The 15,255-nt window shown below is 69.6% G+C and carries 14 protein-coding genes; 8 read left to right on the top strand and 6 right to left on the bottom strand.

Annotation, left to right across the window (positions count from 1 at the left end; translation table 11 throughout):
- Positions 1-161: 161 nt before the first annotated feature.
- Together AB0N07_RS19875 and AB0N07_RS19870 are read right to left on the bottom strand one after the other, a co-directional pair.
- Positions 162-1,325, bottom strand: coding sequence for a hypothetical protein (locus AB0N07_RS19875; protein WP_365836689.1), 1,164 nt, complete (start codon positions 1,323-1,325; stop codon positions 162-164).
- Between the two features lie 13 nt (positions 1,326-1,338).
- Positions 1,339-2,280 carry a 5-dehydro-4-deoxyglucarate dehydratase gene (locus AB0N07_RS19870; RefSeq protein WP_365836687.1) on the bottom strand — a complete coding sequence of 314 codons (942 nt, stop codon included), beginning with the start codon at positions 2,278-2,280 and terminating at the stop codon, positions 1,339-1,341.
- Positions 2,281-2,512: 232 nt separating this feature from the next.
- Between AB0N07_RS19870 and AB0N07_RS19865 the strand changes: the two genes are divergently transcribed.
- The 7 genes from AB0N07_RS19865 (at position 2,513) to AB0N07_RS19835 (ending at position 10,037) form a co-directional block, all read left to right on the top strand.
- Complete coding sequence (locus AB0N07_RS19865; protein WP_365836685.1) at positions 2,513-3,322, top strand: NAD(P)-dependent oxidoreductase; 810 nt, start codon at positions 2,513-2,515, stop codon at positions 3,320-3,322.
- Positions 3,323-3,586: 264 nt separating this feature from the next.
- Entirely contained in the window at positions 3,587-4,366 is a 780-nt protein-coding gene (locus tag AB0N07_RS19860) for a DeoR/GlpR family DNA-binding transcription regulator (RefSeq protein WP_365836683.1), read from the top strand.
- A 112-nt stretch (positions 4,367-4,478) separates the two neighbouring features.
- Complete coding sequence (locus AB0N07_RS19855) at positions 4,479-5,852, top strand: sugar ABC transporter substrate-binding protein (RefSeq protein ID WP_365836681.1); 1,374 nt, start codon at positions 4,479-4,481, stop codon at positions 5,850-5,852.
- Positions 5,849-6,787, top strand: a complete 939-nt coding sequence (locus tag AB0N07_RS19850; protein ID WP_365836679.1) for a sugar ABC transporter permease — start codon at positions 5,849-5,851, stop codon at positions 6,785-6,787. The genes AB0N07_RS19855 and AB0N07_RS19850 overlap by 4 nt, the downstream gene beginning before the upstream one ends.
- Positions 6,784-7,632 carry a carbohydrate ABC transporter permease gene (locus AB0N07_RS19845; RefSeq protein ID WP_365836678.1) on the top strand — a complete coding sequence of 283 codons (849 nt, stop codon included), beginning with the start codon at positions 6,784-6,786 and terminating at the stop codon, positions 7,630-7,632. The genes AB0N07_RS19850 and AB0N07_RS19845 overlap by 4 nt, the downstream gene beginning before the upstream one ends.
- The gene (locus tag AB0N07_RS19840) at positions 7,629-8,618 is read left to right on the top strand and encodes a zinc-dependent alcohol dehydrogenase family protein (protein ID WP_365836676.1); all 990 of its coding nucleotides are present in this window, start codon (positions 7,629-7,631) and stop codon (positions 8,616-8,618) included. Before AB0N07_RS19845 ends, AB0N07_RS19840 begins: the two co-directional genes overlap by 4 nt.
- Positions 8,619-8,822: 204 nt before the next feature.
- Positions 8,823-10,037, top strand: coding sequence for a TerD family protein (locus tag AB0N07_RS19835; protein WP_365836674.1), 1,215 nt, complete (start codon positions 8,823-8,825; stop codon positions 10,035-10,037).
- Between the two features lie 49 nt (positions 10,038-10,086).
- Here the strand turns inward: AB0N07_RS19835 and AB0N07_RS19830 are convergent, their stop codons facing one another.
- Positions 10,087-10,665 carry a helix-turn-helix domain-containing protein gene (locus AB0N07_RS19830; protein WP_365836672.1) on the bottom strand — a complete coding sequence of 193 codons (579 nt, stop codon included), beginning with the start codon at positions 10,663-10,665 and terminating at the stop codon, positions 10,087-10,089.
- 159 nt (positions 10,666-10,824) lie between these two features.
- On the opposite strand from AB0N07_RS19830, the gene AB0N07_RS19825 reads away from it, so the two are divergent.
- On the top strand, positions 10,825-12,258 hold the full coding sequence (locus AB0N07_RS19825) for an MFS transporter (protein WP_365836670.1): 1,434 nt from the start codon (positions 10,825-10,827) through the stop codon (positions 12,256-12,258).
- Here AB0N07_RS19825 and AB0N07_RS19820 read toward each other — a convergent pair.
- The 3 genes from AB0N07_RS19820 to AB0N07_RS19810 all read right to left on the bottom strand — a co-directional run bounded on the left by AB0N07_RS19820 (position 12,255) and on the right by AB0N07_RS19810 (position 15,161).
- Entirely contained in the window at positions 12,255-13,271 is a 1,017-nt protein-coding gene (locus AB0N07_RS19820) for a 1-aminocyclopropane-1-carboxylate deaminase (protein WP_365836668.1), read from the bottom strand. The two genes, AB0N07_RS19825 and AB0N07_RS19820, sit on opposite strands and share 4 nt — an antisense overlap.
- Before the next feature lie 20 nt (positions 13,272-13,291).
- The gene (locus AB0N07_RS19815) at positions 13,292-13,939 is read right to left on the bottom strand and encodes a GntR family transcriptional regulator (RefSeq protein ID WP_365836666.1); all 648 of its coding nucleotides are present in this window, start codon (positions 13,937-13,939) and stop codon (positions 13,292-13,294) included.
- Between the two features lie 148 nt (positions 13,940-14,087).
- On the bottom strand, positions 14,088-15,161 hold the full coding sequence (locus AB0N07_RS19810) for an LAGLIDADG family homing endonuclease (RefSeq protein WP_365836664.1): 1,074 nt from the start codon (positions 15,159-15,161) through the stop codon (positions 14,088-14,090).
- Positions 15,162-15,255 lie beyond the last annotated feature (94 nt).

Genomic DNA, 15,255 nt, shown 5'->3' with positions numbered 1-15,255 from the left:
AAGCACCGAGCACACCGCCTCGCCAACCCCGTGCGATGCAGCCGCAATTCGGCCGCCCCGGCGCCCTTCCCGGGCCGCATCCGCGGCCAAGGCGTCCGGCCCGGCGGAAAGTGCCGGCAGGCCCGTGGCACAGCCCTGCCGCCCACCGTCGCCCGGCCCCCTCAGAGCCCGGCAAGCGCCGACCGTACCGCCTCCAAGTCGCCGTCCGACGCCAACCCCGCGTGATACAGTCGTAGTTCGGTCGCTCCCCGGGCCTCGGCCTGCGCCGCGTCCGCGGCCAGCGTGGCCGGGCTGCCGCCCATCCCCGAGACCACGGGGAAGTTGGCGGCGATGACGGCCCCTTCCCGGCCGTGCTCGGCGAAGGGTGTCAGCAGGTCCGGGCCGCCCGTACACGGTACGACCACGCCGTTCGCGACGGAGAGGACGTGGGCGGGGTCCACGCCGGGATTGGCGCCGACGTGGTACGTCACGGGGTCGGCGTGCAGCAGGACCTGGAAGGCCTCGGGGGCCGCCGCGCGCACCGCCCGGACCGCGGTCTCCTGGAGCGTGCGGGCGGTTTCGTCGCGCCACGCGCGCGTGGCGGCCGCCTTCGCCTCGCCGAGCAGCTTCTCGACTCCGGCCCATCCGCCGTCATCGGGCGCACGCTGCCACAGCGGCTCCAGAGCGTTGCGTACGGCGGCTGCCAACTCGTCGGCCTCCAGGCCCTGTTCGCCGTAGCCCTCGCGGCAAGAAGTGCAGAAGCAGAGGGCCATCAGGTACATCCCGGCGTCGCCGAGGCCCACCCCGCCGGTCTTGTCGTGCGCGTGCAGATGCTGGAGGCCGTACCAGCCGAGGGACTCCAGTTCGGTACCGTGCGCTCCCGGTCGTACGGCCGCCTCGACGGCCAGGTCGACGAGGTACGCGCGCGTGGCGGGCTGCGCGATGCAGGGGGCCCACGGGTAGCGGTCGCCGTAGGCGTTGACGACGGAGGTGTCCGGGTGCTCGGCGCCCAGGCGGGAGTTGTGGGCGAGGACGACCCAGGTGTGCACCTCCAGGCCGGCGTCCGCGAGGGCCGCGGCCGCCTCGCCGTAGGCGTCTCCGGGCGCCCAGTCCCCGGCCGGGTAGGGGCGCAGCGCACGCCCTTCCCAGCGGCCGTCGGTGGGATACAGCACCGCCGCGTGCTCGGCGGTGACGATGCGGTGGCGCGGGTGGCGGGGCGTCAGCGCCCGCGTGGAGTGGTATGCGGAGGCCAGCGTCACCTGCTGCACACCCAGCTCGGCGATGCGACCCGCGGCCGCCGGGTCCCCGTTGACGTCCCAGGGGTAGACGAAAGTCGACGCCTTCACTTGCTCTCCGCCTTCACTTGTTCTCTTCCAACAGCGCATACCCACGCTCGATCAGCTCGGCGAGTTGCTTGACATGATCCTCGGTGGGCTCGTGCAGCGGCGGCCGGACCTCCCCGACGTCGAGCCCACGCAGCCGTACGCCCGCCTTGACCAGAGCGACGGCGTAACCGCGCCCCTGTGCGCGCAGTTCGACGAACGGTCGGTAGAAGCCGTCGAGGAGCCGGTGCGCGGTGGCGATGTCACCGGACTCCAGCGCCCGGTGGAAGGCGAGCGCGATCTCCGGGGCGAAGCAGAAGACGGCGGAGGAGTAGAGCGGGACGCCGATGGCCCGGTAGGCGAGCTGGGTCTGCTCGGCGGTCGGCAGGCCGTTGAAGTAGAGGAAGTCCCCGGGGACCTCGCTGCGCACGGCGCTGACGATGCGCTGCATGAGGTCCAGGTCGCCGAGGCCGTCCTTGAAGCCGATGATCCCGTCCGTGCGGGCCAGTTCGACGACGGACTCCGGGGTGAACACGGCGTTGTCACGCTGGTAGACGATCACGGGCAGTGCGGTCGCTGCGGCCACCTCCCGGTAGTGCCGCAGCAGCCCCTCCTGACCGGCGAGCACGAGGTACGGCGGCATGGCGAGCAGCCCGTCCGCCTCCGCGGCCTCCGCCACGCGCGCGTACCGGACGGCGAGCGCGGTGCCGTACCCCGCGCCGGCCACCACCGGCACCCGGCCGTCCGCCGCCTCCACCGCCACCCGCACGCACGCCTCGAACTCCTCGGGCGTGAGCGCATGGAACTCGCCGGTGCCGCAGCACGCGAAGACCGCAGCGGCCCCGCCCTCGACCCCGCGGCGCACATGCGCGCGGTACACGTCGAGGTCGACCGAGCCGTCGGGGCCGTAGGCGGTGACCGGGAAGAACAGCGGCCCGCTGGGGATGCCGAGTCGAGCGGCAAGAGGGACTGACGTCACGGGCACTCCCGATTCCGATGCTGATTCCACGGTCATGATCTGTGTCTACATTTCTGAACGCCACCACGCTAAGGTGCCCCTTTATGACCGGTCAAGCGCGCCCGGCAGCATCACATCAGCGGATTTCCCCATTTCGCAGAGCACTTGACGGGGTACGGCGCGGCTCCCTAGCGTGTCCATGGATGTGAATAGCGTGCACGCATGCGCCCCGCCAACCGAAGGAGAAGCGAGGATGCCAGCCCCCCGCACCGTTCTGCTCACCGGCGCCGCAGGCGGGCTCGGCACCCTGATGCGGAACCTGCTGCCGGCCTTCGGCTACGAACTGCGCCTCCTCGACATACGCCCGATCGAGGGCGACCCGGACGCCGTCACCGCGGATCTCGCCGACAAGAAGGCCCTGCGCGAGGCCGTGCGGGGCGTCGACGCGATCATCCACCTGGCCGGCATCTCCCTGGAAGCCCCCTTCGAGAAGATCCTCGCGGCGAACATCGAGGGCATGTACAACCTGTACGAGGCCGCGCGCGAGGAGGGCGTGGGCCGTATCGTCTTCGCCTCCTCCAACCATGCGGTGGGCTTCACCCCGCGCCCCCAGGCGAACGACCCGCTGATCCCCATCGACACCCCGCGCCGCCCGGACACCTTCTACGGCCTGTCCAAGTCCTTCGGCGAGGACCTCGCGCAGCTCTACTGGGACAAACACGGCCTGGAGACGGTCTCGGTACGCATCGGCTCCTGCTTCCCCGAGCCCACCAGCGTGCGCATGCTGTCCATCTGGCTGAGCCCGGCCGACGGCGCCCGCCTCTTCCACGCGGCCCTGACCGCCGAGAACGTCGGCCACACCGTCGTCTACGGCTCCTCGGCCAACACACGCCTGTGGTGGGACCTGTCCACGGCACGGGCGCTCGGCTACGAGCCGCAGGACGACTCCGAGCCGTACGCGGAAAAGCTGATCGCCGACCAGGGCGAACTGGACCCCGACAACATCGCCCACGCCTACCTGGGCGGCCACTTCGTGAGCGACCCGCCGATCTGGCCGTACTGACAGCGCCCCCACGGGGCCGCGGGGGCGCCCGGGCACGGAACGGGCCCGCCCGCCCCCGCATTCGGTCACCACGCCTGCCCGATCCCACGCCCCCACCCACAGCCCCGCAGGTCCGAGGCGGGCACTCCGCTCGGCAAACGGGCACATACGGGCAGCATCGGCCCTGCAACAGGCCTGGTCAGTGCCGCACGCCGGGGGTAGAACTTCCTGCGAGGGCCCCACCGGGCCCGAACGGGCAGCACGGCACGAGGGCAGGTGACGGCGATGACGGCGAACACTGCGAAGACCGCAGAGGAGCGCCAGCGGGAGATCGTGCGGACCGCGCGCGCCACCGGCTCGGTGGACGTCACCGCGCTCGCCACCGCACTGGGCGTGGCCAAGGAAACCGTACGGCGGGATCTGCGCGCCCTGGAGGACCACGGCCTCGTCCGCCGCACCCACGGCGGCGCCTACCCCGTGGAGAGTGCGGGCTTCGAGACGACGCTCGAGTTCCGCGCCACCAGCCACGTACCCGAGAAGCGCCGGATCGCCACCGCCGCGGCCGAACTGCTCGGGGACGCCGAGACGGTCTTCGTCGACGAGGGCTTCACCCCGCAGCTCATCGCCGAGGCGCTGCCCAGGGACCGGCCGCTGACCGTGGTCACCGCATCCCTGCCGGTCGCGGGCGCACTCGCCGAGGCCGACGCCATCTCCGTCCTGCTGCTCGGCGGCCGGGTCCGCTCCGGGACCCTGGCCACCGTCGACCACTGGACGACGAAGATGCTGGCCGGTTTCGTCCTCGACCTCGCCTTCATCGGCGCCAACGGCATCTCCCGCGAGCACGGCCTGACCACCCCCGACCCCGCGGTCGGCGAGGTCAAGGCGCAGGCCATCCGGGCCGCGCGCCGCACGGTGTTCGCGGGTGTGCACACCAAGTTCGGGGCGGTCAGCTTCTGCCGGTTCGCGGAGATCGGCGCACTGGAGACGATCGTCACGAGCACCCTGCTCCCCTCGGCCGAGGCCCATCGCTACTCACTGCTGGGCCCGCAGGTCATCCGCGTCTAGAGAACCCGTCCGCGCCCGCACGTCGCACGTCTGAAAGCCCAACTCACCTTCCCCCAGGGCACTCCCACGCCCGCAACCGCCCCTTATCTCCCCATATGTTCAGGAGCGATCCATGCGCACCCAGAGCCGACGACGGCCACCGCGAGCAACGCTCGCCATGGCCGCCGCAGGGACGCTGCTCGCCCCGCTGCTCTCCGGCTGTTGGGTCGGGGCGGGCGGGTCCGGTTCCGGCGGCAACTCCGTCAACGTCCTGATGGTCAACAACCCGCAGATGGTGGAGCTGCAGAAACTCACCGCCGCGCACTTCACCAAGGAGACCGGCATCAAGGTGAACTTCACCGTGCTGCCGGAGAACGACGTCCGCGACAAGATCAGCCAGGACTTCGCCAACCAGGCGGGCCAGTACGACGTGGCGACGCTCAGCAACTACGAGATACCGATCTACGCCAAGAACAGCTGGCTGCACGAGATGAACTCGTATGTCGCCAAGGACCCCGGCTACGACGAGCAGGACGTCCTGAAGCCGATGCGGCAGTCGCTGACCGCCGACGACGGAAAGCTCTACGGTCAGCCCTTCTACGGAGAGTCGTCCTTCCTGATGTACCGCAAGGACATCTTCGCCGAGAAGGGCCTGACGATGCCGGCCCACCCCACCTGGGACCAGGTGGCCAAGCTCGCCGCCGAGGTCGACGGGGCGAGGTCCGGGATGCGCGGCATCTGTCTGCGCGGCCTGCCCGGCTGGGGCGAACTGATGGCACCGCTCACCACCGTCGTGAACACCTTCGGCGGCACCTGGTTCGACAAGAACTGGAAGGCCGAACTCGACTCCCCCGCCTTCGAGAAGGCGACGAAGTTCTACGTCGACCTGGTACGCAAGCACGGCGAGTCCGGTGCCGCCCAGTCGGGCTTCGCCGAGTGCCTCAACAACATGACCCAGGGCAAGGTCGCCATGTGGTACGACGCCACCTCCGCGGCCGGATCCCTGGAGGCGAAGGGCTCCCCCGTCAAGGGCAAGCTCGGCTACGCCCCCGCCCCCGTCGAGAAGACCGACTCCTCCGGCTGGCTCTACACCTGGGCATGGGGCATCCAGAAGGCCTCCCGCAACCCCGACAAGGCCTGGAAGTTCGTGTCCTGGGCGTCCAGCAAGCAGTACGAGCAGCTGGTCGGCGACACCAGCGGCTGGTCCGACGTCCCCGCCGGCAAGCGCGCGTCGACGTACACCAACGCCGACTACCGCAAGGAGGCAGGCGCCTTCCAGGAGATGACCAGGCAGGCCATCGAGGGCGCGAGGCCCGACAACCCGGGAGTGCAGCCGCGCCCCGCGCCTGGCATCCAGTTCGTCGGCATCCCCGAGTTCACCGATCTCGGCACCAAGGTCTCCCAGGAGATCAGCGCAGCCATCGCAGGACGGCAGTCGGTCGACTCGGCGCTGAGGAAGTCCCAGCAGCTCGCCGAGAAGATCTCGAAGGAGTACGAGGGACGATGACCGCCACGACAACGGCTCCCCTGGCCGCAACTCCCGTACGCAGCACACGCCGGCCCTCCGCCCGGCTGAAGGCCTGGTCCACCCGGGCCCCGCTGCTGCCCGCCCTGGTCTTCATGATCGTGGTGACACAGCTGCCGTTCGTGGCCACCCTGGTGATCTCGTTCTTCGACTGGAACGCCCTGTATCCCAAGGCCCGCCGCTTCACCGGCTTCGACAACTACCAGCAGGTCCTGACCGACGCCGACCTGCGCCACTCGGTGTGGACGACGATCCTGCTGACGGTGACGGTGGTCCTGGTCAGCCTGGTGCTGGGCCTGGTGCTGGCCCTGCTCCTCGACCGGAGGTTCCGGGGCCGAGGAGTGGTCCGCACCCTGCTGATCGCCCCCTTCCTGGTGGTCCCGGTCGCCGCGGCCCTGCTGTGGAAGCACGTCCTCTACAACCCCGAATACGGCCTGCTCAACGGCCTGCTGCACTACGTGGGCGGCCCGCAGCCGGACTGGATGTCCAACACCCCGCTGCTCGCCGTCGAGGCATCGCTGATCTGGCAGTGGACGCCGTTCATGATGCTGATCCTCCTGGCAGGCCTGCAGAGCCGCGACAGCCAGCAGCTCGAAGCCGCACGCGTGGACGGCGCGAGCGACTGGCAGATCTTCCGCCACCTCACGCTCCCGCACCTGCGCAGGTATCTGGAGCTGGGCGCCCTGCTCGGCTCGATCTACATCGTCCAGAACTTCGACGCGGTCTTCACCATCACCTCGGGCGGCCTGGGCACCGCCAACCTTCCCTACACCGTCTACCAGAGCTTCTACCAGGCCCACGAGAACGGCCTCGCCTCGGCCGCTGGCGTACTGGTGGTCATCGGCTCGATCATCATCGCGACCTTCGCCCTGCGCGTCGTGTCGTCCCTGTTCCGCGAGGAGGTGTCCCGCGCATGAGCACGGTCGCCGTACGAACGAGCCCCCGCCGCAAGGGAGCCGGCCTGGGCCTGGTGGCCTGGCTGCTCGGCGTCGTCTTCTTCCTGCCCATCGCCTGGATGGCGCTGACGTCCTTCCACTCGGAGTCGGACGCGGCCACCAACCCGCCGTCCTTCGGCGCCGCCCTCACCCTCGACGGCTACCGCGAGTTCTTCGGCACGGGCGGCGGCGCGAGCCCCTGGCCGGCGCTGGTCAACTCCGCGGTGGCGTCGGTGGGTTCGACGGTCCTGGTCCTGCTGCTGGCCCTCCCGGCCGCGTACGCCCTCTCCATCCGCCCGGTGAAGAAGTGGACGGACGTCCTGTTCTTCTTCCTGTCCACGAAGATGCTGCCGATCGTGGCGGGCCTGCTCCCGATCTATCTGTTCGCCAAGAACACCGAGATGCTGGACAACATCTGGCTGCTGGTCATCCTCTACACCTCCATGAACCTGCCGATCGCGGTGTGGATGATGCAGTCCTTCCTCGCCGAGGTGCCGGTGGCGGTGATCGAGGCGGCGCAGATCGACGGCGCCCGGCTGCCGACGATCCTCGCGCGCGTGGTGACCCCCATCGCCCTGCCCGGCATCGCCGCAACGGCCCTGATCTGCTTCATCTTCAGCTGGAACGAACTTCTCTTCGCCCGAGTCCTGACCGGCGTGGTGGCCGAGACGGCCCCCGTCTTCCTGACCGGCTTCATCACCAGCCAGGGCCTGTTCCTGGCGAAGGTGTGCGCCGCGTCGCTCGTCATCTCCCTGCCGGTGCTCGCCGCGGGGTTCGCCGCCCAGGACAAGCTGGTCCAGGGCCTGTCACTGGGAGCCGTCAAATGAAGGCCGCCGTCATCGAGTCCGTGGGCCGCGCCGTCGTCACCGAGGTCCCCGACCCGACACCCGGCCCGCGCGAGGTCGTCGTCGAGGTCGCCGCCTGCGGCCTGTGCGGCACGGACCTGCACATCCTCCAGGGTGAATTCGCGCCCAAGCTGCCGATCGTGCCCGGACACGAGTTCGCGGGCCGGGTCGTCGGGGTGGGCACCCAGGTCACGGAGGTCGCGGTCGGCGACCGGGTGGCGGTCGACCCGTCTCTCTACTGCTACGAGTGCCGCTACTGCCGGACCGGTCACAACAACCTCTGCGAACGCTGGGCCGCGATCGGTGTCACGACGGCCGGAGGCGCGGCGCAGTTCGCGGTGGCGCCCGTGGCGAACTGCGTGAAACTGCCCGAGCACGTACGCACCGAGGACGCGGCCCTGGTGGAGCCCCTTTCCTGTGCCGTCCGCGGCTACGACGTGCTGCAGTCACGCCTGGGCGCACACGTCCTGATCTACGGCTCCGGGACGATGGGCCTGATGATGCTGGAGCTCGCCAAGCGCACCGGGGCGGCGAGCGTGGACGTCGTCGACCTTAACCCGGCGCGGCTGGAGACGGCGGTACGGCTGGGTGTGTCGGCGTCGGCTTCGAACGCGGACGAGCTGGACCGGCCGCAGGGCTGGGACGTCGTGGTGGACGCCACCGGGAACGCGGCCGCGATCCAGGACGGGCTGGGGCGGGTGGCGAAGGCGGGGACGTTTCTGCAGTTCGGGGTGGCGGACTATGCGACGCGAGTGACGATCGATCCGTACCGCATCTATAACAGCGAGGTCACGATCACCGGCTCCATGGCCGTCCTCCACAGCTTCGAACGAGCGGCGGAGCTGTTCGCGAACGGGGTCCTGGATCCCGAGATCTTCATCAGCGACCGGATTCCGCTGGAGCGGTATCCGGAGGCGCTGGGGCAGTTCGCGGCGGGGGTGGGCCGCAAGATCGTGGTGGTTCCGTAGGTTTTTCGCCCCCGCCGCCCCTACCCGTCCCGACCCGGGGGGCTCCGCCCCCAGACCCCCGTTCGGCCTGAACGGCCTCGTCCTCAAACGCCGGACGGGCTGAAGAACTCAGCCCCGGCGGGGGCGAGGTCAAAAGGGCGGTCGATTGGCGGGAGAGTAAGGGAACGGTAAAGCAGATTCGCTCGTTCACCCGGCATGACAGCTATGACCCCTGGCTCGAACATCCCTCTCTCCACCACCCGCGTGACGGTGGACGTCGCCGCCCCCGTGCGGCTCGACGTATCGGGCCTGCTGCTCACGGGCGACGGCAAGGTGCGCTCCGACGACGACTTCATCTTCTTCAATCAGCCTCAGGGCCCGGGCGTGACCTACCGGTCGGGCGGTGGCACGGCGCCCGACGCGGTCGTCGTCGACACCGCCGCCGTCCCTCCGGGCATCGAGAAGATCGTGGTCACCGCAAGCCCGGACGCCCAGGGCCAGACCTTCCAGGGCATCGAACCGACGGCCACGATCCGCAATGCGGACGACAACGCCGTCCTGGCCACGTTCACACCGCCGCAGCTCGGCACCGAGACGGCACTGGTGGTCGTCGAGATCTATCTGCGGGGCGGCCAGTGGAAGGCCCGCGCGGTCGGCCAGGGCTACGCCAACGGCCTGGCGGGCATCGCCACCGACTTCGGCGTCACGGTCGAGGAGCCCGCCGCCCCGCCCCAGCCGGTCGCCCCGCCGACGCCCACGATGCAGCCCCCGGTGACCCCGCCGGCCCCGCCCCTGTCCACCACCCCGCCGCCTCCCCCGGCAACGCCCGCCCCCGCGGCCGGCCCGCCCGCTCCGGGCACCGGAAAGATCAACCTCGACAAGGGCCGGGTCAACCTCCAGAAGAACCAGACGGTCTCCCTCGTCAAGGGCGGCCGCCCGCTGCTGTCCCAGGTGAAGATGGGCCTCGGCTGGGAGCCCGCCTACGGCGGCAAGGACATCGACCTGGACGCGTCGGTCATCGCGTACGGCCCGCAGCGCAACCACATCGACAGCTGCTACTTCGGCAAGCTGTCCATCCTCAACGGCGCGATCAAGCACTCCGGCGACAACCTCACGGGCGAAGGCAGCGGCGACGACGAGGTCATCGTGGTCGACCTCGGCCGCATCCCGCAGGAGGCCACCGGGCTGGTCTTCACGGTGAACTCCTTCTCCGGCCAGAAGTTCACCGAGGTCGCCAAGGCCTACTGCCGCCTCCTGGACGCGACCACCGACGAGGAACTCGTCCGCTTCGACCTGACCAACGCCGAACCTCAGACCGGCGTGATGATGGCGAAGCTGATCCGCCAGTTCTCCGGCGAGTGGGAAATGACGGCCATGGGCGAGTTCGTGAAGGCCCGCACGGTCCGCAACATGGTGAAGCCGGCCGCGCAAGCGCTGTAGTTCGTCGTACGACGACCATGGGCGTCCCCGGCCAGGGGGCGCCCGGCGTTCACGCCTCGGTTGCGGGACGCAGACCGTCCGTCAGCAGCGACAGATAGCGGCGGATGTACGTGCCCTCGCCGTTCGCAAGTTCGGACGCCGTGGCCACACCGTGCGCCAGCCGCAGGATCTCGATCGGCTCGACGTCCTCGCGCAGGGCCCCGTCCCGCTTCGCCGCCGCGACCAGCCGTTCTGCCGCGCCCTTCACCGAGTTGCCGCAGGCCGTGACCACGGCATTGCTGCCGTCCGTGACGGCCGAGCCGAGCAGGGACTTGAGGCCCCTGACCTGGATCATCCCGGCGCTGAGTTCATTCAGCCACTCCACCAGCGCCTCGCCCGGTGGCAGTTCCCGCGCGAAGTCGTCGGCGCGTGCCGCGAGCGCCTCGATGGCATCGACGTACACCGCCTCCAGCAGCGCCTGCCTCGTCGGGAAGTGCCGGTACAGCGTGCCCGACCCGACGCCGGCCCGCTTGGCGATGTCGTCCAGGGACGCGTTCTCCCCGTGCTCGGCGAAGGCCTCCGCCGCCACCTTCAGCAGCCGTTCATAGTTGCGACGGGCGTCCGCTCGCATGGGCTTGACCTGCGCCATTCAGAAACTCCTTGCGAACCGGGGACACTCTCCGTATCTTAGCGAAAGCTAAACGGAGACAGTCCCCGGTTATCTCCGCGGGTCCTCACCTGCCCACATTCCGTTGCTCAGTGCTGCCCGCGCACATCCCATCCGGGGGACATCGAACGGGAGAACTCCATGGCCGGCCCGTCCAGCACCACCGAAGCACCGCCCACCGCACCCCCACACCCCGCCAGGCTCGGCACCGTCCTCTTCGTCATCGTCACCGCCTACCTGATGGTCGGCGTCGACTCCACCGTCGTCAATGTCGCCCTGCCCGACATCCAGCAGGACCTCGGCTTCAGCCGCACCGGACTGTCCTGGGTCCTCAACGCCTACACCCTCGCCTTCGGCGGTCTGCTGCTCCTCGGCGGACGCGTCGGGGACATCGTCGGCCGTCGCCGCACCCTGGCCACCGGCGTCCTGCTCTTCGCCGGTTCCTCCCTGCTCGGCGGACTCGCCACCGACAGCGCCTGGCTGCTCGCGGCCCGCGCGCTGCAGGGCGCGGGTGCCGCGCTCACCGCCCCCAGCACCCTCGCCCTGATCACCACCAACTTCCCGGAGGGCCCGCGCCGGCACCATGCCCTCGGCATCTACTCCTCCATGGCGGGCATCGGCGCCTCCATCGGACTGGTCCTCGGCGGCATGCTCACCTCCTGGGCGTCCTGGCGCTGGGCCCTGCTGATCAATGTCCCCATAGGCATCGGGGTGGCCCTGGCCCTGCCCCGCTTCGTCGACGAGACCCCGCGCCACGCGGGCCGGTTCGACGCGGGCGGCGCGCTGACCGGCACGGCGGGCATGACCTCACTCGTGTACGCGTTCATCCGGGTCTCCGAGGCGGGCTGGAGCGACACCCAGGCGCTGCTCGGATTCAGTACGGCCGCCGCCCTGCTCGCCGGGTTCACGATCGTCGAGTCCCGGGCCGCCCAGCCGATCATGCCGCTCGGGCTCTTCTCGGACCGCAACCGTGCGGGCGGTTACGCGGGCGTGCTGCTGCTGCCGGCCGGCATGTTCGGCGCCTTCTACTTCCTCACGCTGATCAGCCAACAGGTCCTGGAATACAGCCCGTTGCGCGCCGGATTCGCCTTCCTGCCGATGACCCTGGCGATGTTCACCACCGTCCGCTTCGTGCCGCGGCTGCTGGCCCGGTTCGGCGCCAAGCCGGTCCTGCTCACCGGTATGGCCCTGCTCGTCGCCGCGGCCGCCTGGCTGTGGCGACTCGAACCCGGCGAGGGCTACCGGGCCGGTCTGCTCGGTCCTCTGCTGCTGATGGGCGTCGGCGTCGGCCTGAGCTTCATGCCGCTCAACGCGACGATCCTCGCCCGTATCGAGGCGCGTCAGGCGGGCGCCGCATCCGGGCTCCTGCAGACCCTGCAGTGGCTCGGCGGCACCCTCGGACTGTCCGTCCTGGTCACGGTGTTCGGCACGGCGACACGGCACGCCTCGGGCACCCCGGCCGAGATCCTCACCGAGGGGTCGGCGCGCGCGTTCGGCGTCGGCGCGCTGATCGCGCTCGCCGCCCTGCTGGTGTCGGCGTTCGTGATCACGGGGCAGCGGCGGGAAGCCGCCTAGAACAGGGCGCTGTACGCGTTGAGGGCGGGCTGCCCGCCCAGATGGGCGTAGAGCACCGTCGACTGCGGGTCGATCTCCCCGCGCTCGACCAGGTCCACCATCCCGGCCATCGACTTCCCCTCGTACACGGGGTCGGTGACCATCCCCTCGGTGCGGGCCGCGAGGCGCATTGCGGCCAGGGTGGTCTCGTCGGGGATGCCGTAGATCCCCGCGTGGTACCGCTCGTCCAGCTCGACGTCCGCCTCGGTCAACTCCCTCTTGAGGCCGATGAGTTGGCCGGTGCCGCGGGCGATCCGGGCGATCTGCTCCCGGGTGGCGGCGGGCTTGGCCGAGGCGTCGATGCCGAGGACGCGGCGCGGACGTCCACCCGCCTCCTCCAGGGCGGCGAACCCGGCGACCATGCCCGCCTGGGTCGAGCCGGTGACGGAACACACCACCACCGTGTCGAAGAAGACCCCCAACTCCCGCTCCTGCTCGGCGACTTCGTACGCCCATCCGGCGAAGCCGAGGCCGCCGAGCGGGTGGTCGGAGGCCCCGGCCGGAATGGCGTACGGCTTCCCGCCCGACTCCTCGACCTCCCTGAGCGCCTGCTCCCAGCTGTCCTTGAACCCGATACCGAAGCCGGCCCGCACCAGCCGTACGTCCGCCCCCGCGAGCCGGCTGATCAGGATGTTGCCGACCTTGTCGTACACGGAGTCCGGCCACTCCACCCAGCTCTCCTGGATCAGGACGCACCTGAGCCCGGCGCGGGCCGCGCAGGCGGCGACCTGGCGGGTGTGGTTGGACTGGACTCCGCCGATCGACACGAGGGTGTCGCAGCCCTTGGCGAGCGCGTCGGCGACCAGGTACTCCAGCTTGCGGGTCTTGTTGCCGCCGTAGGCGACACCGGAGTTGCAGTCCTCGCGCTTGGCCCACAGGGAGGCGCCGCCGAGGTGGGCGGTCAGGCGCTCCAGCGGGTGCACCGGCGAGGGGCCGAAGAGGAGCGGGTAACGCTCGTACGAGGAAAGGGACATGGGTCCTCCCGGGGTCGGGATCAGTCGCCGTCGGCGAGGTCGTCGGCGAGGGTGCGCCAGATCTCCGCGGTGACGCGGACCGCCTCCGCCACGTTGCCGTGCGCGCAGGCGTCGATCAGCTGCTCGTGCAGGCCGGCCGAACGGCAGGTGCTCTCGCCGAAGCGGCGGCGCTCCAGCCGGCGGATGAGGGGGGTGTAGCGGGCGATGGTGGCGGCTGCCGCCTGGTTGCCGGCGACGCGGACCAGCACGTCGTGGAGTTCGTCGTCGGCGCGCAGGGCACGGTCGACATCGCCCGAGCCGACGGCCGCGGCGAACCGCTCGTTGGCCGCGCGCATCGCCTGGACGTCCGCGGCGAACAGCCGGGGCACAGCGACCCGCGTAGCCAGCTCGTGCATGGCGCCGACCACGGCGGCGGCGTCCCGCACCTCTGCCGTGACGAGCGGGGTGACCCGCGTGTAGCTCTGCGGCTTGCTCTCCAGCAGCCCCTCGTCGACCAGCCGGGAGAAGGCCTGCCGTACCGGCGCCCGGGACAGCCCGAGCCGCTCGGCGAGCTCGGCGTCCCGCACCACGGCGCCGGGTTCGAGCTCCCCGGCCACGATGGCGTCCCGGATGGATGCGTAGGCGCGGTCCCTGAGGAGGGTGCGCTCGACGGGTCGTATGGCCTCCACAACTGAAATGTTAGATACCAATAACCCCTATAGGGAAGAGAGGCCCACGCAGTGTCGACATCCGGTGGTCAGCAACGCCGTCTCTGGGCACCGGTCAGGTGTTGGTCGCGATCCTTGTTCAACAGGGCTGCGTACGAGCGATTTGCCCCTAACGACCGGGGGCGCAGCTTCCTGTCACAACACCATTCACGACCCACAAGCGAGACGGCCCCACCTCGACGCAATAGGTCTTTTTCAATCCGGCCGGGACGATCGAGAGGACGCGGTCCCACATGATGGACTCAGCGTATCCACGCTTTCCCGTTGCGGAGCGGCGGGACGCCCGTTTTCGCATGGCCAATGAGGCCAGCGCGACCGCTTTGTGATCTGCACGGAGCATCACCAATTCACTCAGTCGACTCACGGAACGGCCATCGGCCACCCGTAGCCGCCACAGCGGCTTTTCACTGTGATTGTTTTTCCTGCTGCTGATACTGCTCTGGACCCCAAGCCGCAGTAATGCGTCACCAAGTTGACGCACAAGACCTTCAGAGGTGTTGGCAAATTCCACCTGGCGCGCTTCCACAGAGCCGTCACTGTCGATTAGTCCAGCAATCAGGCCGCAGAAGAACTCGCGACTGTAGGGGAGGTTGGCCATGCGTTTATCAATTCCCTTGAGTCGCCATACCTGATGCTCAATTAACACATCGCGAAGAGCGTTGCGATGCCATTCCGGGTCTACAAGGCGCACACGCAGCCACGTGTCGTTGTCCTCCACGTTGGCCTGGCATCCATGCTTGGCAGCGTAGTCACGAATTTGTTGAAGCGTTCCGTCGTCGTGACCGACCCACGTTGGCGTACGGCCGGTCATGTTGCCGTCGCCGAGCATCGATCCGACGAACCAGCCATCCCACTCGTCACCGAGAGTTCCGAAGAAGTCAGCGGTAAGCGGAGCGGGAACCGCACACCCTGGTTCCAGAAAGACGGTGGGCTTCCAGGTCGGCCGTCGTGAACCCTCGCGACTTCGGACAGCCCAACGATGGTTGGCCGTCGCCTCGATTGTGCGGCCCGAAGCGAGCCGCACGGCGAATACGGGGTGCGTACCGTTGTCGGCCCAGCGTACCGGTCGGGTGCTCACCAGATTGCCAACCGTGCTGTCTCGCGGCGGGTAGGGGCGTCCGGGCTTGGATTCGCGAAGGTCCCATTCCTTGTCGTAGGCGAGAACGGGAAGCCTCTCCGCCACGTGACTGCTCAGGTCGTTGATTACGCGTGAGCGGGTGGCAGCCAGGGGTTTCCGGCGAAGAGGTCGCGGAGCACGGTCAGGGGGTTGAGGTCGT

It is taken from the genome of Streptomyces sp. NPDC051172, assembly GCF_040682555.1.
Lineage (GTDB): Bacteria > Actinomycetota > Actinomycetes > Streptomycetales > Streptomycetaceae > Streptomyces.
The sequence above is the reverse complement of the archived record's forward strand: the minus strand, read 5'-3'. Positions and strand labels throughout refer to the sequence as shown.